Genomic DNA, 21,527 nt, shown 5'->3' with positions numbered 1-21,527 from the left:
GAATTCATCAGGCCGGATTGAATGGCGTGGGTTTCGAGAAGCCGGAGCGGAGCGGACATTCAGTCCGTGAGCACCGGAAGTCGAGAAAGCCGCGTCAGGCAACCGGCCTCATGAATTCTTCTTCGGGATTTTAGGCGCAGACGCGGTTGCGGCCTTGCCTCTTCGCCTCATAGAGCTGGCGGTCGGCGCGGCGATAGAATTCCTCGGCCGTTTCCTTGCGGTCCCAGACGGCAAGGCCGACGCTGGTGGTGATCTTGAGCCGAACATTGCCCGAAAGGATCGACATGTTGGCGATCGCCTTGCGGATGCGCTCGGCGAACTTGGCCAGCAGTTCCGCCTCCATGTTGGGCGTGACCACCGCGAACTCCTCGCCGCCCAACCGCGCCACCACATCGTGGAAACGTGTCATGTCCTTGAGGCAGCTGGCGACAGCCTTCAGCACCTCGTCGCCGACATCGTGGCCATGGGTGTCGTTGACCTGCTTGAAATGGTCGAGATCAAGGATCATCAGCCCGACCGGCTTTTCGATGCGCCGGAACTCCTCGAGATACTCCTTGAGTGCATCGTCGAAATAGCGCCGGTTCTGCATCCCGGTTAGCCCGTCGGTCAGCGCCGCGTGCTCGAATGTTTCGGAGCGGGCGCTGAGCGAAACCGTCATGGCGCGCAGCTTGCCTTCTTCCGTCGCCTGTTTGCGGATCAGCGGGTAGATGAAGAAGATGCCGAAAAACAGCGCGGTCGCCAGCAGCACCCCCGTCGCGAACAACAGCTTGTTGAGGTAGATGACCTTGTCCAGGCCCGATTGCGTATGGAGTTCCGTGGCGAAGGATTGCAAGAGCCCATAGGCGTGCAGCGTCACCAGGCCCGCGGCCAGGATCACGAAAATAAAGACGAAAAATGCGGATTCCGCCTTATGGAAACGCATCTGCTCCCCAATGGAAAAGTGCCCATCGACCTTATGGCACGGACCGCCTTACGGAGCGTTAATTCCGACAACCTCGACGGGAACCCTTCCCTCCAGGTCAACTTTTTAAGTTGCATTAGCAACAAGTGTTTGGATCGTGGTTTCGAGATTGTCACCAGGGCGCAATCTCTGCCATTCCGGCCCCAGCTGATGCCGAAACCAGGTCGCCTGCCGCTTGGCATATTGCCGGGTTGCGATCTTGGCCCGCTCGATCGCCTCGGGAAAGCTGGTTAGTCCGGCCATGGCGGCCTGCAGGTCGCGAACGCCGATCGCCTTCATCGCCGGCAGGTCCGGATCGAGGTTAAGAGCCGAAATTTGCCTGACTTCCTCCAGCGCACCCTTATGGAGCATGTTGTCGAAGCGCCTTTCGATGCGGTCAACCAGCGCGGCCCTATCCGGTTCGATGACCAGGAAACGCGCCGTCTGCCTGTCGATGAGCGGCCGGCCGCGCTCTGCCTGCCACTCCAGGATCGACCGGCCGGAGGCGTCGAGCACCTCGAGCGCCCGCACGACGCGCTGGCTGTCGGTTGGCTTCAGCTGCATGGCGGCTCTTGAATCCTCACGCAGCAGCAGGGCATGCAGCTTGACCGCGCCTTGCTCCTTCAACTCATAGCGCCAGCGGTCGCGGATGCGCGGCGGAATGTCGGGCATTTCCGAAATACCCTCGGCCAGCGCCCGAAAATAAAGGCCGGTGCCACCGACGAAGACCGGCCGCCGCGACAGTGTGCCGTCGTCGATGAGTTTCATCACATCGCGCAGCCACGCACCCGTCGAATAGGCAGTAGCAGGATGGACGTGGCCGTAGAGAAAATGCGGCACGCGTGCGAGGTCGGCCGCCTCCGGTCGGGCGGTCAGCACGTCGAGCACCGAATAGCCTTGCATGGAATCGGTGTTGACGATGACGCCGCCTGCGCGTTCGGCCAAGTCGAGCGCCAGTGCCGACTTGCCGCTGGCGGTCGGCCCGGCTATCAGGATCGCGTTCTTCACGCGGCCTTCGCCCGCATCCGTGCCGGAATTCTCCATGCCGCTCATTGCCACGCTTGTTTCCCGTCCCGCCGACCGCGCTCTGTCGCCGTCGCTTGCGAATATGGCCTCACGGTCAGTGGGCGCAAGCGCTGTCGTCTGGCTGGCCGAAGGCATTGCCTGCGATCTTGCCTTGCCGCAAGAGGCTGACGCCGCCGATATCATCGCCGCCTTGCGCGCCGCGCTGGCTGGGGAAGCGGTCGATGTGATCGTCCATCAGGCCGAAACGCGCCGCAAGAAGATCCTCATCGCCGACATGGATTCGACCATGATCGACCAGGAATGCATCGACGAGCTGGCCGACGAGATCGGCGTCAAAGATCGCGTTGCCACGATTACCGCGCGGTCGATGAATGGCGAGATCGCCTTCGAGCCGGCGCTGCGTGAGCGCGTCGCGCTGCTGAAGGGGCTCGATGCCGCCGTTGTCGACCGCATCGTCGCCAATCGGCTGACGCTGGCCTCGGGCGGCCGCGCGCTGGTCCAGACCATGCGCGCCAACGGCGCCTGGACGGCACTGGTCTCGGGCGGCTTCGAAGTGTTCACGACGCGCATCGCGGCCATGCTCGGCTTTCAGGAAAACCGCGCCAATCGCCTGCTCGAACAGGACGGACGCTTCACCGGCCTGGTCGGCGAGCCGATCCTCGGCCGCGCCGACAAGGCCGACGCCCTGCTCGAAATTTCGGCGCGCCTCGGCCTGACGCCGGCCGATGCCATCGCCGTCGGCGACGGCGCCAACGATCTCGACATGATCCGCCTCGCCGGCACCGGTGTCGCACTTCATGCCAAGCCGACAGTGGCGGCGCAGGCCAAGGTCCGCATCGACCATGGCGACCTCACCGCATTGCTCTATCTGCAAGGCTATCGCCAGGAAGAGTTTGTGCAATGAAGCCCATGCGCACCGAGCGCCTGATCCTGCGCAACTGGGAGGATCGCGACCGCGAGCTCTTCCATCGCATCAATTCCGATGAACGGGTCATGGAGTTCTTCCCGTTTCGCCGCGACCGCGCGGCAGCCGACGCCAAGATGGACGAATTTCGGGTCGACATCGAACGAGATGGTTACGGTTTCGCCGCGGCCGAGATCATCGCATCAGGCCAATGCGTCGGCTTTGTCGGCATCACCGCAACCGATGATCTGCCGTTCCTGCCGGCCGGCGCCATCGAGATCGGCTGGCGGCTGGCGCCCGAATTCTGGGGCATGGGCTATGTCACAGAGGCCGCCGAGGCATGGCTGGCCTACGGCTTCGACACGCTTGGGCTTGGCGAGATCGTCTGCCTGGCGGTCGCGAACAACCGCCGCTCCACCGCCGTCATGGAACGCCTCGGCATGACCACCGATCCGTCGGCCAATTTCGATCACCCAGACATTCCCGACAGCCACCCCACCCTCAAGCGGCATGTGTTCTACAGGCTCGCGGCAACGGATTGGCGCGCAAGAAAAAGGGCGGCTCGCTAGCCGCCCTTTTTATTTGATATCAGTAGGTTGCCGGACCTCAATCCATCCGGATCGTAACGAAGCGCAACTCACCGGTCTTCGACGCCAGCATCAACAGCGCGTTCTTGCGCCCCTGCTCCTTCAGCGCGCCGATCCGGTCCATGACGTCCTTTGGCGTGGCAACCGATTCCTGCGCGATCTCGGTGATCACTTCGCCGGGCTGGATGCCGCGCTCGGCGGCAGCCGAATCCTTGGCTACATCGGTGATGACGACGCCCGAGACATCGGCGGCGATGCTGAACTTCTTGCGCGTCTCGTCATTGAGTTCACCGACAGTCATGCCGAGCACCGAGGCGGTCGAAACGGCCGGAGCCTTGTCGCCCTTGTCCTGGTCGGTGTTGCCGTTCTCACCATTGGCGAGCTTCTCGCCATCCTCGAGCCGGCCGAGCGTCACCTTCACCGTCTGCTCGACTCCCTTGCGCACGATCAGCACGTCGACAGCCTTGCCGACGGGGCTTTCGGCGACGACGCGCGGCAGGTCGCGCATTTCATGGATGTCCTTGCCGTCGAACTTGATGATGACGTCGCCGGCCTGGATGGTGCCGTTGTCGACAGGACCACCCTTGATGACGCCGGCGACCAGCGCCCCCTTGGCGGTCGCCATGCCGAGGCTCTCGGCGATGTCGTCCGTCACCGGCTGGATGCGCACACCGAGCCAGCCGCGCCGCGTCTCGCCAAACTGGCGCAACTGGTCGACGACGCCCGACGCAAGCTGCGAGGGGATGGAGAAGCCGATGCCGATCGAGCCGCCGGACGGCGAGATGATCGCTGTGTTGATGCCGATGACCTCGCCCACACTGTTGAACAGCGGTCCGCCGGAATTGCCGCGGTTGATCGCGGCGTCGGTCTGGATGAAGTCGTCATAGGGGCCGGAATTGATGTCGCGGTTGCGGGCCGAGACGATGCCGACCGTGACCGTGCCACCGAGGCCGAACGGATTGCCGACCGCCATCACCCAGTCGCCGACACGCATCTTGGTGGAATCGCCGAACTTCACCGCGGTCAGCTTGTGGCCTTTCGGATCGACCTTGAGCACCGCGACATCGGTCTTGGTGTCGGTGCCGACCAGCGTCGCCTTCAGCGTGATGCCATCGGAGAAATTGACCTCGATGTCGTCGGCGTCCGCAATCACGTGGTTGTTGGTGACGACGATGCCTTGCTCGGCGTCGATGACGAAGCCGGAGCCCAACGACTGCACCTTCTGCGCGCCATTGTCCTTGTCGCCGCCGCGATTCTTGAAGAAGTCGTCGAAGAAGTCCTGGAACGGCGAGCCTTCGGGAAGCTGCGGCATCGGCACCGCGCCCGGCCCTTCCGTGCCCTTCACCGTCTGCGAGGTCGAGATGTTGACCACCGCGCCGAGCACGCCTTGCGCCAGGTCGGCCACCGAAGCAGGTCCGTCTGCCGCGAAGGTCGGCGTCACGAAGGACGGGACGGCGACGGTGCCGACAAGAAGCGCTGCCGTGCCGGCGATGAATGTCCGCCGTGCCGCGCGCAAAAGGAGTGTGGATGTCATCGAGAAGCCTCCCGGTCTTTCTGAAAGAGAAAGCGCAACGGCGAAAACACCGTGTTGCGCCATGTTGGCAAAAAATACGGCACGTTTGCGGCTACGACTACCGGCAGAGGATAAATCCTCCGTTATGCCGAAGACGAAAACCTGACGTTCTCATCCGCTCCGGACCAGCCAGACGATGCCGACACCGATGGCAATCGCGGCCAGCCCACCGATCCGCAATGCATTTTCCGGCATCGACAGCACCTCGCCCGCGAGCTTCTTCGCCAAGCTGGGAAAGCCGCCATAGACCAGGCCCTCTATCACGAGGACCAGGCCTATCGCCGCGAAGAAGTCCTGCACCGGCTATTGCTGGCCGGTGCTGGGTTGCGTGGCTGGCGCGGCGGGTGCCGTCGCCGGTGCGGCGGGAGCCGCCGGCGTCGGTTTCGCCGACCCTTCCTTGCCTTCCGGATCGCGGAAGAAGCGGAAGAACTCCGAATTCGGCGACAGCACCATGGTCGTCCCGGTGTTGTCCAGCGCCGTGCCATAGGCATTCATCGACCGGTAGAAATCGAAGAAGGCCGGATCACGCTGATAGGCTCCGGCGAAGGTGGCGCTGCGCTGGGCTTCTCCCTCGCCGCGCAGGATCTCGGACTCCTTCTGCGCTTCGGCAACGATCTCGACCACTTCGCGGTCGGCGCGTGCCGTGATGCGCTGTGCCGCTTCGTTGCCGCGTGCCCGCAGCCGAGCCGCCTCGGCCAGGCGTTCGGCCTTCATGCGATCGAACGTCTGCTGTGAAACCTCGGCCGTGAGGTCGGTGCGGCGGATGCGGACATCCTCGATCTGCAGGCCGAGCGAGGTGGCGTCGGGCCGGAGCTGATCGCGCACTTCGCGCATCATCACCGCACGCTCTTCGGAAAGCGCGGCCTCGAAGTCGCGCAGACCGTAGACGCGGCGCAAGGCAGCGTCGAGACGGGTTCTGAGCCGCGCTTCGGCCAGTTCGATCTGACCGGACACGGCGGCACGGAAGACGCGCGGATCCGAGATACGATAGGCGATGAAGGCGTCGACCTCATAGAACTTGCCGCCCGACACCTGGACGCGGATGTTGTCGAGGTCGAAGCGCAGCACCCTGTTTTCGATCAGTTGCACCGTATCGGCGTCGAAGAACGAGAACGGCGCCTTGAAGTAGATGCCGGGCTCGCTCTTGACGTCGACGATCTCGCCGAACCGCAGCACCAGCGCCTGCTGGCGGGCGTTGACCACGAAGACCGAGGAATAGATCAAGAACAGCATGACCGCCGCGACGACGACGAAGATGGGAAGACGGTTGGCCATCACTGGGTACCTCCCGTGTTCGCGGCAGGCGCGGCCGGAGCCGGCGGTTTGGGCTGCAATGCCGGCAGCGGCAGATAGGGCACGACACCTTGTCCGTTGCCCTGCTCGACGATGACCTTGCTCGAGTCCTTCAGAACCTTCTCCATGGTTTCCAGATAAAGCCGTTTGCGCGTGACATCGGGGGCTTTGACGTATTCGTCATAGACCGAGATGAAGCGCTGGGCCTCACCTTCGGCTTCCTGCACCACACGGTTCTTGTAGGCGGCGGCATCTTCGCGGACCTGTGCCGCCTCGCCGCGCGCCTGGCCGAGCTTCTGGTTGGAGTACTGGTTGGCCTGCTCGACGAACTTGTCCTCGTCCTGCTCGGCACGCTGCACCTCGTCGAACGCGTCGGCCACTTCACGTGGCGGTGCCGCATCCTCGATGGAGACGGCGTTGATGTTGAGGCCGGCCTTGTAGCCGTCCAGCGTCGTCTGGATGATCTCGCGCACAGAGGCCGCTATGCCCTGGCGGTCATCGCGAAAAATGTCCTGGGCCGGCCGACGGCCGACGGCTTCACGCATGGCGCTTTCGGCGACCTGCCGCAGCATGCCGTCCGGATCGGAGACATCGAACAGATAGGCGCGGGGATCGGAGACCTGATAAGCCACCGAAAACTGCACGTTGACGATGTTCTGGTCGCCCGACAGCATCAGGCCATTGCCGCTGGTGTTGCCGCCGCCAATATCGACGAGCTGCTCGGAAATCTTGGCAGTCTCGACGGTTTCGAGCGGCCACCAATGGAAATGCAGGCCAGGCTGGGAAAGTTCGGGCTTTGGCTTGCCGAAGCGCAGTTCGACCGCGACCTCGTCGGGCTGCACCGTATAGACCGCCTGGAACGCCCACAAAACGACCAGCACCGCGGCGATCAGGCCGAACACCGCCGGACTGGCGCCGCCACCGCCGGGCAGCGCGCGCCGCAGCCGGTCCTGGCCGCGGCGAATGATGTCCTCGAGATCGGGAGGCGAGCCCTGCGGCCCGCTCGGTCCCTTTGGTCCCTGCCCCCAGGGCCCCTGATTGTTGCCGCCGCCGCCGCCCCATGGGCCGCCGCCACCGCCGCTCTTGTCGTTCCAGGGCATGAATGTCCTTTCGCTTGGAATTCCCTCAAGCGCCGGTGTTACGGCGCAAAATCCAGTGTTGTTCTTCTATAGGGATGTGGCAGCACGCTTTCAACGCGATGCCCCGCCGACATCATCCGTTTTGGGCCTGTCGCGACCCTTTGTCGTCTTTCAATACCTTTTTTGTCTTTCAATGTATCTCGCGGCGGCGCTCGTAAACCGAATAGCGCGTTGCGTGACTGTCCTTTTCGCCGGCCGGAACCTCCAGAGAACTGACGACGCGCCATGTCTGAGGGTCGATCGGCGGGAAATGCGCATCGCCGTCGACGGCGGCCAGCACATGGGTAACGTGCAGCCGGTCGGCCAGCGGCAGCGCCTGGGCATAGATTTCGCCACCGCCGATGACGCAGACCTCGTCCACGCCAGCCATGCAGCGTCCGCGCACCGTTGCCAGCTGAATCGCGGCCTCCAGCGTATGGGCCACCTCGACGCCCTCGGCGCGCCAGGCCTTGTCGCGGGTGACGACGAGGTTCAGCCGGCCCGGCAGCGGACGGCCAATGCCTTCATAGGTCTTGCGGCCCATGATGATGGGCTTGCCCATCGTGTCGGCCTTGAAGCGCTTGAGGTCGGTGGAGAGCCGCCAGGGCAATCCGCCGTCCCGCCCGATCACACCGTTCTCGGCGATGGCGACATAGATCGCGACATGCATCAGTTCGCGTCTCCGCCATTGCTGTCCGACGGTTCGAGCAGCAGGATGTCGATATCATGCTCGGGATAGAAATCTTTCGCGGTCATCTCGAAACTCGTCGGCCCGACCTTTTTGACATTGTCGCCGCAGAACGAGACCATCGCTTTTGGATTACCCTTGTCGACGGTCAGCTTGAACTTGCCGATGGTGCCCGCCGCCCAGTTGCCGCCTGTTGTCAGTATATAGGCGATGCGGCTTTCGTAATATTTCGGGTAACCGTCCGGATTGTCCTTCGCCGCCTTGCGCACCGCGTTCTCGAATGTGCCGTCCATGCAGTAGCGTGTCTTGTATGTCGCATACTGCCCCTGAAACTGGCCATCGTAGAAGAAGCTGACCGAGGACGTGCCGCCGACGCTCGGCTTGTAGCGGTGCGAAACATGGACGTCCTTGTTGGCCGGAAAGGTCGAGCGCCACCAATAGGTCGAGCGCAGCTGCCACCATGGCGCATAGGACGGTGTGGCGCTTTGGTCGCTTTCGCCTTGCGGGTCCTCGATGATGATGCCGCGGTCGACCCAGTCGTCGGCCACCGCCTTTGGCAGCTTCGCCAGCGCCGCCTTGGCCGCGTCGCCGAACGGGTTGAACGGCACGTTCTGCGCCTTGAGGTCGGCGCTGATGTCGATGCCGAGCGCGAACACCTTCTGCTCGAGCTCAGGCTTTGCCGGCGCGCCGTCGATCGTCACCTCGAAGCCGAGGAAATTGTCACTCTGGTTTTCAGGGATCGCCGGCATCTCCTCGGGGTCGCCTGAAATGTCGGGCATCGGGAAGGCGACGATCGCGTCGACATCCCGATCGGTGTTGTTGTGGAAGACGTAGTCGACCGTCACCTTTTCAGGCGAAATGAAGAGATCCTCGCTTTGCATCGCGACGGCATCGCTGCGCGACAGGATCAGGCCGCCGGTGCCGAGCTCGGCAACCGAATCGTTGGCCAATGCGGGTGCTGCCGAAAGCGCCAGCGCCGCAGTCAGAACATATCGCAACATCGAAGCCCCCTCGGCTGGAATGCCTGGACGACCCTAGCCGTTTCAATGTGGCGTTTCAAAGCCCTTCCGTCTCACGGGACCGTCCGGACGGTCTGGACACGCCGGCAGCGGTCTGGACACGCGAGCGGTCTGGACACGCAAGCGGTCTGGACTAACAGGTTCCGATCGGGCAGGAGTTCGCCCCATGCGCAAGCTTCTCGTCATCGGCATCGGCGCCGGCAATCCCGACCATATGACAGTTCAGGCCATATCAGGCCTGAACCGCGCCGATGTGCTGTTCATCCCCGACAAGGGCGCGAAGAAGAACGACCTTGCCGAATTGCGGCGCGAGATCTGCGACCGCTTCGTCACCAACCCGAAATCGCGCCGCGTCGAATTCGACGTACCGGTGCGCGCCGAACCGACATCCTCCTACCGTTCGACTGTCGACGACTGGCACGAAGCCATCGCCGCCATCTACGAGAGCCTGATCCGCGACGAGATTGCGGAGAATGGCTGCGGCGCCTTCCTGATCTGGGGCGATCCTTCGCTGTACGACAGCGCACTGCGTATTCTCGAGCGGGTGCGCCTGAGAGACAATGTCGCCTTCGCGCTGGAGGTCATCCCCGGCATCACCGCAGTCCAGGCGCTTGCCGCCAGCCATAAAATGGCGCTGAACCGTATCGGCGATTCCATCCTGATCACCACCGGCCGCAGGCTGACTGAAGAGGGTCTTGCCGAAAATGTCGGCAGCACGGTCATCATGCTCGACGGCAAATGCGCCTTCAACACGCTGGCCGACCAGGATGTCGTCATCCATTGGGGCGCCTATCTCGGCACCCCGGACGAGATTCTTGTCTCGGGTCGCCTCGGCGATGTTGGCGAAGAGATCGAGAAAGTGCGTGAGGAAGCCCGCAAGAAGAAGGGCTGGATCATGGACACCTATCTGCTGCGCAAGCCTGGCGAGCCGAAAGAGAATTAGTCCCTTTGTGGCGCCAACGCTGAGATCGGCTCGAAACTCGTCCCGATGAGGTGAATAGCGTGAATTTCGAGAACCGCAGCGGAGCGGACATTAAAGTCCGTGAGCACCGGAAGCGCAGAAATTCGCGCTAGTCGCCCGTCGGGGTAGAGTTTCCAGTCGATCTCACCCGGCGTCGATCTCCGCCTGCAATGCATCCATATGCGTCGCTGCCGCGGCGGTGGCAGCGCGCTCGATGGCACGAAAACGGCTGACCACGGCCAGGCCGATGGCCGTCAATTGCGCGCCGCCGCCCTTGCGGCCTCCGGTCTGCGCCGCCACCAGCGGCTTGCCGAACACCCGGTTCATGTCCTCGACCAGATCCCAGGCATGCTTGTAGGACATCTCCATGCCGCGCGCGGCGGCCGAGATCGAGCCGAAGGTGGCGATGTGCTCCAGAAGCTCGATCTTGCCAGGACCGATCCGCCCGTCTGGATCGAGATTTATCCGCAAGCTCAGAGACGGCATTTTTGCTTCTCCGCGGTCATGTCCGCCTCCATGTTAGAGCTTCTTGCGCGATACCGCTATTCCAAAACGATATAGCGTCGATTGCCGAATGCATCAGCCATCGACCTCGAGCGGCAGGCCGGCGCCGGTGTTCGCCCGGTCGAAGCTCACTGTCTTGACCACCGCGAAAACCTTGCCGCCGAGCCGCAGCTTCAGCGCATGCCGCGACTGTTCAGTGATGCGGGCAAGCACCGTTGCGCCATTGCAGTCGATGCCAATCTCAACCGCCGGCCCCTCGCCCGGTCTGATCGCGACGATCGTGCCGGGCAGGATGTTGAGCGCGCTGAGACCCGTGGGTTTCTCCGTGGCGATCATCACATCGCGGGCGCGGATGCGGATACGCACGCGAGCCCCGGTCTTCATCGCAAGGCGCGGCACGCGGATCTCGCCGGCGGCCGAGTCGAGCACGGTCATGCCGAACACCTCGTCGTGACGCTGCACTTTCGTGTCCAGCACCGCGCCGCCCTCGCCGCGTTCTTCCGCCGGCAGCAGGTCGAGCCTTTGCATCACCGCCTCGGTCGGACCACTGGCGACGACCTTGCCTTGCGCCAGCATCACCACGTCGCTCGCCAGCCGCGCCACCTCGGCGATCGAATGGCTGACATAGACGATCGGGATCTTCGTCTCGTCGCGCAATCGTTCGATATAGGGCAGGATCTCGGCCTTGCGCGCCTCGTCCAGCGAGGCCAGCGGCTCGTCCATGAGCAGCAGTTTCGGGCTGGCCAGCAGCGCCCGGCCGATCGCGACGCGCTGCTTCTCGCCGCCCGACAGCTTTGCCGGCCGCCGGTTGAGCAGCGGGCCGATGCCGAGCAGGTCGACAACCGAATCCATCTCGGCGTAACGCTCCGCCGCCGGCGTGAACCAGCGGCCGTAGCGCAGATTGCTGGCCACGCTCATATGGGGAAACAGCCGCGCGTCCTGGAACACAATGCCGATGCGGCGTTTGTGCTTGGGCACGAAAATGCCGGCGCTTGTGTCGACCAGCACGCGACCGTCGACCTCGATGCGGCCCTTGTCGGGCCGGATCAGCCCGGCGATCATGTTGATCAGAGTCGTCTTGCCCGAGCCGGACGGCCCGAACAGCGCGGTGAGCCGCCCGGCGCTTTCGAAGCGGACGTCGATGGCGAAATCGCCAAGCCGATGGCTGATGTCGACGAGGACGCTCATTCGATGTCCATCCGCCGGCCGACGCGCCGCGCCAGCACTTCCGAGGCGACCAGTGCCGCCATCGAGATGACGATGGAAATCAGCGTCAGCCGCAGCGCACCTTCATCGCCGCCCGGCACCTGCGTAAAAGTGTAGATCGCCGAGGGCAGTGTCTGCGTCTCGTTGGGGATGTTGGAGACGAAGGTGATCGTCGCGCCAAACTCGCCCATCGCCTTGGCGAAGGCCAGGATTGCGCCGGCGATCAGCCCGGGCAGGATCAGCGGCAGCGTGATGGTGGCGAACACCCACAAAGGATTGGCGCCGAGCGTTGCCGCCGCCGCCTCCATCTTGCGGTCAACCGCCTCGATCGACAGCCGGATCGCCCGCACCATCAGGGGAAAGCCCATGACGCCGCAGGCAAGTGCCGCACCGGTCCAGCGAAACGAGAAGACGATGCCGAAATGCTCGGCCAGGAAAGCACCGGCCGGACCGCGCTTGCCGAAGGTCAGCAGCAGCAAATAACCGGTCACCACAGGCGGCAGGATCAGCGGCAGGTGCACCACGCCGTTGAGCAGCGTCTTGCCCCAGAATTGTCCGCGGGCGAGCAGCAGCGCGATCAGGATGCCTGGCGGCAGGCTGAAAAGCATCGCCACCGTCGCCACCTTGATGGACAGCCGGACCGCATTCCATTCGTCGGGAGTGAGGTCCAGCAGCCAGGTCATATTGCGATGTCAGACCCTGTTCAGTTGCTTGGCGTCAGCACGGTAAAGCCCTGGTCCTTGAAGAGCGCGCCGGCCTTGGCGGACTGCAGGCATTTTAGGAAAGCCGGCGTATCCTTGTCCTTTGAATCGGCGGTCTGGGCAACCGGATAGATGATCGGCGGGTGCGAATCTTCCGGGAAGGTGCCGATCACTTTGACGCCCTTTTCGGCATGCGCGTCAGTGGCATAGACGATGCCGAGAGCGGCCTCGCCTGTCGAAACCAGCTTGAGCGCCGCGCGGACGTTTTCCGCCTGCGCCACCTTGCCCTCGACCGAGGACCAGACGCCGAGCGATTCCAGTGCCGCCTTGCCATACTTGCCGGCCGGCACCGCCTTGAAGTCACCCATGGCGAGCTTGCCGTCACCGACCAGCTTGGCGAGATCAAAACCCTTTTCGATCTTGGTTTCAACCGTCGAACCCTTCGGCGCCACCAGCACGATCTCGTTGCCGAGCAGCTTCAGCTCGGTGTCGGGCTTGGTCAGCTTCTTGTCGGAGAGATATTTCATCCAGTCGAGGTCGGCCGAGATGAAGACGTCAGCCGGTGCGCCACCCTCGATCTGCTTGGCGAGTGCGGAACTCGCGGCATAGGAAACGGTCGCGGCTTCGCCGACATCGGCCTTGCAAGCCTTGTTCACCGCATCGAGCGCGTCCTTGAGGCTGGCCGCTGCGAACACCACGACCTTGTCTTCCGCATGAGCGGCCGGCACCGCCGCCATCAACGTCGCCGCAAAACCGCTAATGGCGATCGCCCTCAACCCGAAACCTTTGCGCGTCATCGAAAACTCTCCCTGGTTTGAAATCCGTGCGGCTCGAAGCCTGCCGATCGATATATCCGCATGGATATAACAAGGGAAGGCCCGGCAGCTTGCGAAAACGTCTTTGCCCCGTCGATTGTTCTGGTAAGACGAGCGGGAAACCCTGGAATGGAGAGCCCAATGAAGATCAGTGCCCGCAATGTCCTCAAGGGGACGATCACCGAGATCGTCAAGGGAGCCACGACTTCGCATGTCAGGATCGACATTGGCGACGGCGCCATCGTCACCGCCTCGATCACCAACGAGGCCGTCGCCGACCTCAAGCTCGAAAAGGGCAAGCAGGCCTATGCCGTGGTCAAGGCCTCGGACGTGATGATCGGCATCGACTGAAGCTTACTCAGACGGCGATGGGCGCCTTGATGCTGGCATCGGCGACGTAGTTTTCGAGCCGGAAATCCTCGAAGCGGAAGGCGAACAGGTCCTTCACCTCCGGGTTGATCCACATCGTCGGAAGCGCCCTCGGCGTACGCTGCAACTGCTCGCGCGCCTGTTCGAAATGGTTGGAGTAGAGATGCGCGTCGCCCAGCGTATGGACGAAATCGCCCGGCTTCAGCCCGGTCACCTGCGCCACCATCAGCGCCAGCAGCGCGTAGGACGCGATGTTGAAGGGCACGCCGAGGAAGATATCGGCCGAACGCTGGTAGAGCTGGCAGGACAGCCGGCCCTCGGACACGTAGAATTGGAACAGGCAGTGGCAAGGCGGCAGCGCCATGGCTTCCACCTCGGCCGGATTCCAGGCTGAAACGATCAGCCGCCGCGATTGAGGATTGCGGCGTATCTCCTTGAGAAGATTCGCGATCTGGTCGATCGAGCCGCCATGGCCATCCGGCCAGGAACGCCACTGCTTGCCGTAGACCGGGCCGAGGTCGCCATTCTCGTCGGCCCATTCGTCCCAGATCGAAACGCCGTGGTCGGTCAGGTACTTGGTGTTGGTGTCGCCTGCCAGGAACCACAGGAGTTCATGGATGATCGACTTCAGATGCAGCTTCTTGGTCGTGGTGACCGGAAAGCCCCGCGCCAGATCGAAGCGCATCTGGTAGCCGAAGACGGAGCGCGTGCCGGTGCCGGTGCGGTCGCCGCGATCGGCACCGTTGTCCAGCACATGCTGCAGGAGGTCGAGATACTGGCGCATCGGTTCCGGCTCGATTCGAGAGTGCAGGCATTATAGCTGCCGGGCGGGCAGCAGAATACAGCAAAACTGCGTAAGCGACGCTTGCCCCACCACTCTTTCCGGCGTTTGCGCCGCCCCTCATTGCCCTGCCGGGCATTTCTCCCCGTAAACGGGGAGAAAGAGGCTGGCTCGCCGCCGCTGCATTTCTTGCAAAAGGTGGCGATTGGCGAAATCGCCCAAAACAGCGTCCTTCTCCCCGTTCACGGGGAGAAGATGGCGGCAGCCAGATGAGGGGCAGCGCTGACGCGCGATGAAGTGAAAAACAGAGCTGAGGCGGCTATCCCGCCGCACCAGCCTTCGCAAACTGACGTGCGACCGTCAAAGCGAGCCGAGTTTGCCCAGATCCTTGGCCACCAGGTAATAGAAGGTCACCCGGCCCTTGCTGTGATCCGCGGCCATCGCCTTGCAGGTCTTCTCGATCGCGGCATCGGCTTTCGCCCCGTCGCTGACGCCGAGCTTCTTGGCCACCCAGCTCTCCTTGACGCGCTCGAGCTCCTTCGGGTCGGTGCAGGATACCAGTGAGGAATCGCGGTTTCTGAGCGCGATGCCCAGATGCTTGACGATCTTTTCGACCACGTCGGCACTTGCACCGGCGTCGTACTTCTTCACATCCGCAAGATAGTCGGCCATCAAAATTCCCCTCGTCGGCGCCACGGATCCGATCGATGAGGGCTGTGGCGCGCTTCGCAATCTGTGCGCTAGGTCGGTAACTCCTCACCGCTGGCAAAGCTTGAGTTGAGACCGCGCCCAAGTCAACCCTCGGCGTCGCAATTTGACCTGAGCGACAAAGCACCATTGCGGCCTTTCATTTCTCACGCCAGCCCCCTATATTCGTTTCGTCGGCTCGACCGACTATGGCGATAAATGGGCGATGTAATAAGCCGTTCGGACCCGGGGGCGGTACCCGGCGCCTCCACCAAAAGCCGCTGTTTAGAGCAGAGCGGTTTTTGATGGGGGCGAAATAGGATCGACGAAGGTGTAAAGATCGTACTTTTGCCCGGCATGGTACCACCGTCATCGGGCTAAACCTGTAGTTGCAAACGACAACTATGCGGAAGCACGTCTCGCTGCTTAATGCAGTGCGATAGCTTCAAATCAAGTCCTAGGGGTTCGCACTTCTAGGCGGGGTTCGGAGGTACCTGGCAACAGAAACCTCCACTTCTCCCCCTCATTCAATCTGCGTTATCCTGCGTTTCGTACTGGCCGAGGCGGGATTGGCTCGAAAGGCCGGATAGTCCGGCCCTTCCATCTGTGAGCAGCTGCCTATTGCACCGATGTTTCCGCGGCTCCCGCTCTGGGCGCATTTGCGCCTTGCGTCTGTATCCGATCGTCGACCAGATGCTGGCGGAAGAATGCGAGTACGTCTGCATCGAACGTCTTGTGGAAGGCGACCCGATCGAAACCGGGTCTATCGATGCAAAGGTCCGAGGCCTTGCCAGCGCCCTTGTGACATGACGCCAGGAACGAGAAATGCACGGCGTTCGGCACCACGTGAAAGTCCGGCGTCTGCGGCAGCAGTCCAGCCAGCAGCTTGACATCGGCAGGCGATACACCGTCGCCGCCGAACTGCGAACTCCAAATCTGGAGCGGCACCTTGACGTCCTTGGCACTGTCGGCGGTCTGGAAAACAACGCTCAAGGGATCCGCAACCACGATTGCGCGGACGCGGGGATCATGGGTCAGCGATTCCGGCGGCACTTGCTTGCGCACGGGCGGGCAATCGGTGGCGGTGGCATCCGAACAGCGCGGCGGCAGCTTGTTGAAATCCGGATTGGCGCCGCCGATGACAAGGCCGGTATAGCCGCCTTGCGAAAATCCGTAGAAGCCGACGCGCTGAGGATCGATTCTGGCCGAATCCGCCGAGCTGCCGAGCATGAAATCGATGGTGCGTTTGATATCGACCGGACGCTGCCTCAGCACGCCCAGGCCATTGGCCTGGCTCATATCGGCATGGTTCGCGTGCGGATGGTTGATGGCAACGACGACAAAACCGGCATCCGCGAGCGTCTCGGCCATATCGTGGAGATCAAGATACCAGCCGCCATAGCCATGTGAAATGACGACGAGCGGCAATCTCTCGCCGACGATGGGGCAGTCGAGCACAGCCGGAACGGTAGACTTCTTGACCTTGACCTCGCCGGGCGGGCTGGCGCAAGGCGACCACATGGCAGCATCGATTGCCGGCCCGGCGGCATCCGCCGGAATCTGGATGAATTTCAATCCAGCGGCATGAGCTGTCGTCACGGCCAGACTTGCCAGGGCGGCAAGCAGGAGCTTCTTCAAACGCATTTTCCTGTCTCCGATGTTCAAACAGATTCGTGTTTTCGGACTGCGGTCTGACCCACCTTCCGGCCGCATAGAGTGTGATGAGAAGTGTAATCGCTGGTGCGTGTGCGCGCCGGCCTTGCGGCCGTTCAGGGCACCGTCTCGACCCTGCCGCTGCCGCTGACGTGGGAATTGATCTTCGGGTTGCCGTGGACTTGCACGTTGCCGCTGCCCGACACGCGGATGTCGGCCTGGTCCTGCGGTGCGATGTCGGCATTGCCACTGCCGCTGATCTGGACACTGGCGGTCTTCGCCGTGAGCTTGGCAAAATCGCCTGAACCCGAGCCGGAGATGCGCAAGGAGAGATCCTGCACGCTGCCGCTGGCGCGCACATCGCCGCTGCCGCTGATGCGCAGATCGAGCCCCTCCTGGGCGAGAGCGGAAAGCTCGAGCTTGCCGCTGCCGCTCAACCGCCAGCTGGGGACAGCCGGACCGGTAAGCTGGACGCTGACCGGCAGGCCATCACAATCGAAATCATCGTCGAAGTCGAGCACATTGCCGGACAGGCGCACATGCGAAACCGCCTCGGGATCGCCGCTGACGACGGCCTGGGAAGGCGTGCCGGGCCGATAGGTGACCGTTGCCGGCAGCGCAATCTGAAACTCGCTGGAGACCGGTTCCCAGCCCAGCGTTACCGATCCGGGCTTGGTCGCATCGCCGGAGCTGCGGCAGCTGGAAGCAAAATTCCACCACCGGGCACCTCTCCAGTCATTGCCGGCGATCGAACTGGCCAGCGACAGACAAATCACGGCCACGCAGAGCGACAGCACGGCGGTCCAGGCAAGCGTCTTGTTCATGTTGCACCTGTTATTTCTGCGTGGCGGCGCGCCACGGGGTTGATTCAGGGTTGGCGTGGTTTGACCAGGCGGTAATGCAGGCGCGCATAATCCCCCAGCAGCTTGACCCCGACATTGAGGCCAAGCAGCAGCAGCGAGCCCAATCCGATGCTGGCGGCGGCAAGGCCGACAGCGGCCAGCAAGCGTGCGAACGCCGTGGCCCAGGATGCGAAATGCCAGAACGGCACGACGCTCAACAGCAGCCCGATGCTGGTGATGCCCAGCGCCAGGACCGCAACGCCGAGACCGAGCACGACGAAGCAGAAGACGATGAGAACCGGCAGCAGCAGCAGAATGTCGAAGGCGGCAAGCCCGGTCAGCGCGAGCAGCGCAGCAGCGACGCCGCCCGGGCCGCGATCATGCTCCCAGCGGCGGATTCCTGCCTCCGCCCGCAGCTCCCGTCCCAGCCGCGCCGGATCGCCAAGTGCCTTGGCAACATCCTCCTCGCTCCGTCCCGAGGCCCGTGCCTCGTCGAAATGGGCGGCGTAGTCGGCGACGATTTCGTCGATTTCGCCCGCGGACATTCCGGTCAGGCTGTTGCGCAGGGAAACCAAGAAAGCATCGCGGTTCATTCCATCTCTCCCAGGAAAAGGTCGACGGCATCGACAAAGCTTCGCCACTCTCTGCTGCGCGCCTCGTAGGCGGTCCTGCCCGCTGCGGTGAGCCGGTAGTATTTGCGGGACGGGCCGCTCGTCGATTCGACGAGCCATGTCTCGACGAGCCCATCGCTCTGCATGCGCCGCATCAGCGGATAGATTGTCCCTTCCCCCATGCCCACACGCTCGGCCAGCGTGCTGGCGATCTCATAGGCGTAGCTTTCGCGCCGGGCGAGCAAGGCAAGCACACACAGGTCGAGCGCCCCCTTTTTCAGCTGGACGTCATTTGGATCGGTCATCGTCCGTTCCCGGCAAGTTCAGTACACTCTATTGGAAGGTACCTGTCTATGCAAGATACCCACTTAAACGTGATACCTACGTGATGTACGAGGTGACGCCCAGGGCTGTTCAGACATTAAAAAAGGCCGGGAAAACCCGGCCTTTTCATGGACTGCAAGAGACGCCTACTCAGCTGGCGCTTCAACAGCTTCGCGCGAGCGACCGAGCGTGACCTTGGCCAGCGTGAACGAAATCACCGCGCAGAGCGTGATGCCGGCAACCATCGGCAGCGGCGTACCGTCGAAGAACACGCCGGCAACACCCATGGCGAGCGCGCCGATGGCGAAGTGCAGCGTGCCCATCAGCGCCGAGGCCGTGCCGGCGATTTCGCCATGTTCTTCCATGGCCAGCACCGAGGTTGTCGGGATGACCAGGCCGAGGAAGCCGTAGCCGACGAACAGCAACGCCGCCATCACGTCGAGCCGGTCGACGCCTGTCGCCATGATCGCCAACAGCACCACCATCGTCGAAGCATAGCCGGTCACCGCGACACGCACCACGCGCCGCAGCCCAAAACGCTCGGCCAGCAGCCCGGTCAGCTGCGACATGCCGATGAAGGCCACCGCATTGATCGAGAAGAACACGCTGTAGACCGAAGGCGACAGCCCGTAATGGTCGATCAGGATGAAGGACGAGCTCGACAGATAGACGAAGAAGCTCGCAATGCCGAAGCCGGCGATCGCCACCAGGCCGAGGAAGTTGCGGTCACCCATCAGCAAGCGGTAGCCGGCAAGTGCGGTGCCGAAGGAGGAACCGACGCGCTCTTCCGCCGGCCGTGTCTCCTTGAGCGAGGTCGCGAGCAGGATGGTGGCAAGGGCTGCCGCACCGGTCACCGTCCAGAATACGGCGCGCCATCCGAAATTCTCGATGATCTGGCTGCCGGTCAACGGCGCCAGGATCGGCGACACCGAAAACACCAGCATCAGCAAAGACATCAGCTTGGCGGCCTCATTGCCGGTGTGCAGGTCGCGCACGATGGCGCGCGGCACGGCCATGCCGGCGCTGGCGCCAAGTCCCTGCAGGAAGCGGAAGGCGATCAGCCACTCGATGGTCGGCGCCATTGCCGAACCGACGCCGCCAACCATGAACAGCGCAAGGCCGCCATAAAGAGGCAGCTTGCGGCCGACCATGTCGGAGATCGGTCCGACGACGATCTGGCCAAACCCCATCGACAGGAAGAAGATCAGCAGGCTCATCTGCACGGCCGCGGTGCCGGCGTGCAGATCCGCGCCGATCGACGGCAAAGCGGGCAGGTACATGTCGATTGCGAACGGGCCGATGGCGGACAACAGGCCGAGCACGACCGCGATGCGGAGGAATTTGGGACTCATGATATTGGCTTCTTTCGAAATCTGGTTGCCGCCGCCAGGCGACGTCTAACCCTAGGACGTTCCATCCCATGAGACACCGACACTCAGGAGCAAATTCTACTCGTCCCCAGTGCGAAATCTCTTTATCGTATGTCCACAAATTTAGACACTCTTGTCCAAATCGTCAATCACCTCTATATAGATTTTCATGAGAGCGAGCGTTTCTCCTGACATTTTCCCGCCACGCGGCCACGAGGCCAAGCGCCTGTCGATCGTCGACGCCGCCGCCGGCGTGTTCTGCCGCGAAGGCTTTGCCGGCGCCAATATCGATCTGATCGCCGCGGAGGCCGGCGTCTCGCGCCAGACCGTCTACAACCACCATGGCGACAAGGAAAAGCTCTTCATGGCTGTGGTGCGCGACCTTACCGAGCGCTGCAATGCCGGCATCTTCGCCACCATCGCCACCTTCCCTGACCAGCCTGGCGACCTCGAAGCGGATTTGATCGGCTTTGCCGTGCGCCTGAACCAGAACTGTATCTGCAACCGCGACGGAAAATTCCTGCGCAAGCTGATCCAGACCGAGGGCGAGCGCTATCCCGAATTGTTTGCCGAGTGGCTCGAACAGGGCCCGGGCAGGACATGGCCGGCGATCGCCGCCCGCTTCGCCCGCCTTGCCTATGGCGGCTACCTCACCATCGACGACCCAGACGTCGCGGCGCGCCAGTTTCTCGGCCTGGTCAATGCCGAACTGCAGACCACCTTCATGCTCGGCGGCACGCCGCGCGAGGATGAGGTGGTGCAGTCGGCGACGAATGGCGTGCGCACCTTCCTGCGCGCTTTCGGCAAGCGCCCTGCCCCGGGCAGCGCCAAAAAACACACTGCGCTGGCTAACGCATAACATTTGCGCTTGCGCCAAGCCGCCTTGCCGATCAAATCGTTGGCAATAGTCCTCGCTTCGACGCGGCGGTGGGCTATATCAGGTTTACGCCGCGCTCAAGCTTGATTACAGCTATGCGGACGATTCAACGGAACCCGACCACCACATGGCCGACGACCACATCCGCTACGACATTCTGGCCCAGGAGGCGTTGCGCGGCGTCATGCGCAAAGTCCTGGCCGAGGTCGCACGCACCGGCCTCCCCGGCAACCATCACTTCTTCATCACCTTCCTGACCGGCGCGCCCGGTGTGCGCGTGTCGTCGCGGCTGCGCGAGCGCTATCCCGAGCAGATGACCATCGTCATCCAGTTCCAGTATTGGGACCTGAAGGTGACCGACACCGGCTTCGAGGTCGGCCTGTCCTTCTCCGACGTGCCCGAGAAACTGGAAATCCCGTTCTCGGCCGTGCGCGGCTTCTATGATCCCTCGGTCAATTTCGAACTCGAGTTCGACGTCAAGACCGATGCGCAGCCCGACGAGGAACCGGCTCAACCTGCCCCTGAGCCGCTGACAATCGTTTCCGAAAAGAAGCCGAAAGCCGAGAAGAAGGCCGCGGCCGAAGCGGAGAAGAAACCCGCTGCCGCCACCGACGCCGCCACCAAGGGCGCCGAAGTGGTTTCGCTCGACGCCTTCCGCAAGAAATAAACCCACGGTTC

Annotated in this window: 25 protein-coding genes and 1 other RNA gene; 7 read left to right on the top strand and 19 right to left on the bottom strand. The window is 62.9% G+C overall.

Annotated elements, in window-relative coordinates; genetic code table 11:
- Positions 1-130 precede the first annotated feature (130 nt).
- Together AC1DX4_RS20495 and miaA are read right to left on the bottom strand one after the other, a co-directional pair.
- Positions 131-922, bottom strand: a complete 792-nt coding sequence (locus AC1DX4_RS20495) for a GGDEF domain-containing protein (RefSeq protein ID WP_477222017.1) — start codon at positions 920-922, stop codon at positions 131-133.
- Positions 923-1,027: 105 nt separating this feature from the next.
- Positions 1,028-1,993: a tRNA (adenosine(37)-N6)-dimethylallyltransferase MiaA gene (gene miaA, locus AC1DX4_RS20490; protein WP_477222111.1), complete on the bottom strand. Its 966-nt coding sequence runs from the start codon at positions 1,991-1,993 to the stop codon at positions 1,028-1,030.
- On the opposite strand from miaA, the gene serB reads away from it, so the two are divergent.
- Both serB and AC1DX4_RS20480 read left to right on the top strand, forming a co-directional pair.
- Positions 1,983-2,870 carry a phosphoserine phosphatase SerB gene (gene serB, locus AC1DX4_RS20485; RefSeq protein WP_477222016.1) on the top strand — a complete coding sequence of 296 codons (888 nt, stop codon included), beginning with the start codon at positions 1,983-1,985 and terminating at the stop codon, positions 2,868-2,870. The genes miaA and serB overlap by 11 nt on opposite strands.
- Positions 2,867-3,439 carry a GNAT family N-acetyltransferase gene (locus tag AC1DX4_RS20480; RefSeq protein WP_477222015.1) on the top strand — a complete coding sequence of 191 codons (573 nt, stop codon included), beginning with the start codon at positions 2,867-2,869 and terminating at the stop codon, positions 3,437-3,439. Before serB ends, AC1DX4_RS20480 begins: the two co-directional genes overlap by 4 nt.
- A gap of 37 nt (positions 3,440-3,476) precedes the next feature.
- On the opposite strand, the gene AC1DX4_RS20475 is transcribed toward AC1DX4_RS20480, so the two are convergent.
- From AC1DX4_RS20475 to AC1DX4_RS20450, 6 genes are all read right to left on the bottom strand, one after another.
- Positions 3,477-4,991, bottom strand: a complete 1,515-nt coding sequence (locus tag AC1DX4_RS20475) for a DegQ family serine endoprotease (RefSeq protein WP_477222014.1) — start codon at positions 4,989-4,991, stop codon at positions 3,477-3,479.
- Positions 4,992-5,141: 150 nt separating this feature from the next.
- Complete coding sequence (locus tag AC1DX4_RS20470; RefSeq protein ID WP_477222013.1) at positions 5,142-5,330, bottom strand: DUF2065 domain-containing protein; 189 nt, start codon at positions 5,328-5,330, stop codon at positions 5,142-5,144.
- Positions 5,331-5,333: 3 nt separating this feature from the next.
- Positions 5,334-6,305 (bottom strand): protease modulator HflC, encoded by a 972-nt coding sequence (hflC, locus tag AC1DX4_RS20465; protein WP_477222012.1) that lies wholly within the window; start codon positions 6,303-6,305, stop codon positions 5,334-5,336.
- Positions 6,305-7,423 (bottom strand): FtsH protease activity modulator HflK, encoded by a 1,119-nt coding sequence (hflK, locus tag AC1DX4_RS20460; RefSeq protein WP_477222011.1) that lies wholly within the window; start codon positions 7,421-7,423, stop codon positions 6,305-6,307. Before hflK ends, hflC begins: the two co-directional genes overlap by 1 nt.
- A gap of 169 nt (positions 7,424-7,592) precedes the next feature.
- The gene (locus tag AC1DX4_RS20455; protein ID WP_477222010.1) at positions 7,593-8,111 is read right to left on the bottom strand and encodes a dihydrofolate reductase; all 519 of its coding nucleotides are present in this window, start codon (positions 8,109-8,111) and stop codon (positions 7,593-7,595) included.
- Complete coding sequence (locus AC1DX4_RS20450; RefSeq protein ID WP_477222009.1) at positions 8,111-9,130, bottom strand: DUF4424 domain-containing protein; 1,020 nt, start codon at positions 9,128-9,130, stop codon at positions 8,111-8,113. The genes AC1DX4_RS20455 and AC1DX4_RS20450 overlap by 1 nt, the downstream gene beginning before the upstream one ends.
- A gap of 184 nt (positions 9,131-9,314) precedes the next feature.
- On the opposite strand from AC1DX4_RS20450, the gene cobF reads away from it, so the two are divergent.
- Complete coding sequence (gene cobF / locus AC1DX4_RS20445; protein WP_477222008.1) at positions 9,315-10,091, top strand: precorrin-6A synthase (deacetylating); 777 nt, start codon at positions 9,315-9,317, stop codon at positions 10,089-10,091.
- Between the two features lie 162 nt (positions 10,092-10,253).
- Here cobF and AC1DX4_RS20440 read toward each other — a convergent pair whose 3' ends face one another.
- From AC1DX4_RS20440 to modA, 4 genes are all read right to left on the bottom strand, one after another.
- Positions 10,254-10,595 (bottom strand): winged helix-turn-helix domain-containing protein, encoded by a 342-nt coding sequence (locus AC1DX4_RS20440; RefSeq protein WP_095202221.1) that lies wholly within the window; start codon positions 10,593-10,595, stop codon positions 10,254-10,256.
- A gap of 93 nt (positions 10,596-10,688) precedes the next feature.
- Positions 10,689-11,801, bottom strand: a complete 1,113-nt coding sequence (modC, locus tag AC1DX4_RS20435; RefSeq protein WP_477222007.1) for a molybdenum ABC transporter ATP-binding protein — start codon at positions 11,799-11,801, stop codon at positions 10,689-10,691.
- Positions 11,798-12,502, bottom strand: coding sequence for a molybdate ABC transporter permease subunit (modB, locus tag AC1DX4_RS20430; RefSeq protein ID WP_477222006.1), 705 nt, complete (start codon positions 12,500-12,502; stop codon positions 11,798-11,800). The genes modC and modB overlap by 4 nt, the downstream gene beginning before the upstream one ends.
- Positions 12,503-12,522: 20 nt before the next feature.
- On the bottom strand, positions 12,523-13,317 hold the full coding sequence (gene modA, locus AC1DX4_RS20425; RefSeq protein ID WP_477222005.1) for a molybdate ABC transporter substrate-binding protein: 795 nt from the start codon (positions 13,315-13,317) through the stop codon (positions 12,523-12,525).
- 159 nt (positions 13,318-13,476) lie between these two features.
- Here modA and AC1DX4_RS20420 point away from each other — a divergent pair, with 159 nt between their 5' ends.
- Positions 13,477-13,686, top strand: coding sequence for a TOBE domain-containing protein (locus AC1DX4_RS20420; RefSeq protein ID WP_477222004.1), 210 nt, complete (start codon positions 13,477-13,479; stop codon positions 13,684-13,686).
- Between the two features lie 7 nt (positions 13,687-13,693).
- Here the strand turns inward: AC1DX4_RS20420 and AC1DX4_RS20415 are convergent, their stop codons facing one another.
- Both AC1DX4_RS20415 and AC1DX4_RS20410 read right to left on the bottom strand, forming a co-directional pair.
- Complete coding sequence (locus AC1DX4_RS20415) at positions 13,694-14,488, bottom strand: thymidylate synthase (RefSeq protein WP_477222003.1); 795 nt, start codon at positions 14,486-14,488, stop codon at positions 13,694-13,696.
- Positions 14,489-14,845: 357 nt separating this feature from the next.
- Positions 14,846-15,157 (bottom strand): DUF2853 family protein, encoded by a 312-nt coding sequence (locus tag AC1DX4_RS20410; protein ID WP_477222002.1) that lies wholly within the window; start codon positions 15,155-15,157, stop codon positions 14,846-14,848.
- Positions 15,158-15,326: 169 nt separating this feature from the next.
- Between AC1DX4_RS20410 and ssrA the strand changes: the two genes are divergently transcribed.
- Positions 15,327-15,687: a transfer-messenger RNA gene (gene ssrA / locus AC1DX4_RS20405) on the top strand.
- Between the two features lie 103 nt (positions 15,688-15,790).
- Here ssrA and AC1DX4_RS20400 read toward each other — a convergent pair.
- The 5 genes from AC1DX4_RS20400 to AC1DX4_RS20380 form a co-directional block, all read right to left on the bottom strand.
- On the bottom strand, positions 15,791-16,816 hold the full coding sequence (locus AC1DX4_RS20400) for an alpha/beta hydrolase family protein (RefSeq protein WP_477222001.1): 1,026 nt from the start codon (positions 16,814-16,816) through the stop codon (positions 15,791-15,793).
- 125 nt (positions 16,817-16,941) lie between these two features.
- Positions 16,942-17,649 (bottom strand): GIN domain-containing protein, encoded by a 708-nt coding sequence (locus AC1DX4_RS20395; RefSeq protein ID WP_477222000.1) that lies wholly within the window; start codon positions 17,647-17,649, stop codon positions 16,942-16,944.
- 44 nt (positions 17,650-17,693) lie between these two features.
- Entirely contained in the window at positions 17,694-18,260 is a 567-nt protein-coding gene (locus AC1DX4_RS20390) for a DUF1700 domain-containing protein (protein WP_477221999.1), read from the bottom strand.
- Positions 18,257-18,583, bottom strand: coding sequence for a PadR family transcriptional regulator (locus AC1DX4_RS20385; protein WP_477221998.1), 327 nt, complete (start codon positions 18,581-18,583; stop codon positions 18,257-18,259). Before AC1DX4_RS20385 ends, AC1DX4_RS20390 begins: the two co-directional genes overlap by 4 nt.
- 165 nt (positions 18,584-18,748) lie before the next feature.
- Positions 18,749-19,954 (bottom strand): multidrug effflux MFS transporter, encoded by a 1,206-nt coding sequence (locus AC1DX4_RS20380; protein WP_477221997.1) that lies wholly within the window; start codon positions 19,952-19,954, stop codon positions 18,749-18,751.
- A gap of 187 nt (positions 19,955-20,141) precedes the next feature.
- Between AC1DX4_RS20380 and AC1DX4_RS20375 the strand changes: the two genes are divergently transcribed.
- Both AC1DX4_RS20375 and AC1DX4_RS20370 read left to right on the top strand, forming a co-directional pair.
- Positions 20,142-20,831 (top strand): TetR/AcrR family transcriptional regulator, encoded by a 690-nt coding sequence (locus AC1DX4_RS20375; protein WP_477221996.1) that lies wholly within the window; start codon positions 20,142-20,144, stop codon positions 20,829-20,831.
- A 145-nt stretch (positions 20,832-20,976) separates the two neighbouring features.
- Complete coding sequence (locus AC1DX4_RS20370; RefSeq protein WP_477221995.1) at positions 20,977-21,516, top strand: SspB family protein; 540 nt, start codon at positions 20,977-20,979, stop codon at positions 21,514-21,516.
- Positions 21,517-21,527 lie beyond the last annotated feature (11 nt).

The organism is Mesorhizobium sp. P3_A8 (assembly GCF_056402995.1).
Note: the sequence above shows the minus strand (reverse complement) of the source record. Positions and strands in the feature narration are given on the sequence as shown.

Excerpts from the sequence above, each read along its gene's own strand:
- AC1DX4_RS20495 (WP_477222017.1), bottom strand. The coding sequence starts at position 922 with ATGCGTTTCCATAAGGCGGAATCCGCATTTTTCGTCTTTATTTTCGTG.
- serB (WP_477222016.1), top strand. The coding sequence starts at position 1,983 with ATGCCGCTCATTGCCACGCTTGTTTCCCGTCCCGCCGACCGCGCTCTG.
- miaA (WP_477222111.1), bottom strand. The coding sequence starts at position 1,993 with ATGAGCGGCATGGAGAATTCCGGCACGGATGCGGGCGAAGGCCGCGTG.
- AC1DX4_RS20480 (WP_477222015.1), top strand. The coding sequence starts at position 2,867 with ATGAAGCCCATGCGCACCGAGCGCCTGATCCTGCGCAACTGGGAGGAT.
- AC1DX4_RS20475 (WP_477222014.1), bottom strand. The coding sequence starts at position 4,991 with ATGACATCCACACTCCTTTTGCGCGCGGCACGGCGGACATTCATCGCC.
- hflC (WP_477222012.1), bottom strand. The coding sequence starts at position 6,305 with ATGGCCAACCGTCTTCCCATCTTCGTCGTCGTCGCGGCGGTCATGCTG.
- hflK (WP_477222011.1), bottom strand. The coding sequence starts at position 7,423 with ATGCCCTGGAACGACAAGAGCGGCGGTGGCGGCGGCCCATGGGGCGGC.
- AC1DX4_RS20455 (WP_477222010.1), bottom strand. The coding sequence starts at position 8,111 with ATGCATGTCGCGATCTATGTCGCCATCGCCGAGAACGGTGTGATCGGG.
- AC1DX4_RS20450 (WP_477222009.1), bottom strand. The coding sequence starts at position 9,130 with ATGTTGCGATATGTTCTGACTGCGGCGCTGGCGCTTTCGGCAGCACCC.
- cobF (WP_477222008.1), top strand. The coding sequence starts at position 9,315 with ATGCGCAAGCTTCTCGTCATCGGCATCGGCGCCGGCAATCCCGACCAT.
- AC1DX4_RS20440 (WP_095202221.1), bottom strand. The coding sequence starts at position 10,595 with ATGCCGTCTCTGAGCTTGCGGATAAATCTCGATCCAGACGGGCGGATC.
- modC (WP_477222007.1), bottom strand. The coding sequence starts at position 11,801 with ATGAGCGTCCTCGTCGACATCAGCCATCGGCTTGGCGATTTCGCCATC.
- modB (WP_477222006.1), bottom strand. The coding sequence starts at position 12,502 with ATGACCTGGCTGCTGGACCTCACTCCCGACGAATGGAATGCGGTCCGG.
- modA (WP_477222005.1), bottom strand. The coding sequence starts at position 13,317 with ATGACGCGCAAAGGTTTCGGGTTGAGGGCGATCGCCATTAGCGGTTTT.
- AC1DX4_RS20420 (WP_477222004.1), top strand. The coding sequence starts at position 13,477 with ATGAAGATCAGTGCCCGCAATGTCCTCAAGGGGACGATCACCGAGATC.
- AC1DX4_RS20415 (WP_477222003.1), bottom strand. The coding sequence starts at position 14,488 with ATGCGCCAGTATCTCGACCTCCTGCAGCATGTGCTGGACAACGGTGCC.
- AC1DX4_RS20410 (WP_477222002.1), bottom strand. The coding sequence starts at position 15,157 with ATGGCCGACTATCTTGCGGATGTGAAGAAGTACGACGCCGGTGCAAGT.
- AC1DX4_RS20400 (WP_477222001.1), bottom strand. The coding sequence starts at position 16,816 with ATGCGTTTGAAGAAGCTCCTGCTTGCCGCCCTGGCAAGTCTGGCCGTG.
- AC1DX4_RS20395 (WP_477222000.1), bottom strand. The coding sequence starts at position 17,649 with ATGAACAAGACGCTTGCCTGGACCGCCGTGCTGTCGCTCTGCGTGGCC.
- AC1DX4_RS20390 (WP_477221999.1), bottom strand. The coding sequence starts at position 18,260 with ATGAACCGCGATGCTTTCTTGGTTTCCCTGCGCAACAGCCTGACCGGA.
- AC1DX4_RS20385 (WP_477221998.1), bottom strand. The coding sequence starts at position 18,583 with ATGACCGATCCAAATGACGTCCAGCTGAAAAAGGGGGCGCTCGACCTG.
- AC1DX4_RS20380 (WP_477221997.1), bottom strand. The coding sequence starts at position 19,954 with ATGAGTCCCAAATTCCTCCGCATCGCGGTCGTGCTCGGCCTGTTGTCC.
- AC1DX4_RS20375 (WP_477221996.1), top strand. The coding sequence starts at position 20,142 with ATGAGAGCGAGCGTTTCTCCTGACATTTTCCCGCCACGCGGCCACGAG.
- AC1DX4_RS20370 (WP_477221995.1), top strand. The coding sequence starts at position 20,977 with ATGGCCGACGACCACATCCGCTACGACATTCTGGCCCAGGAGGCGTTG.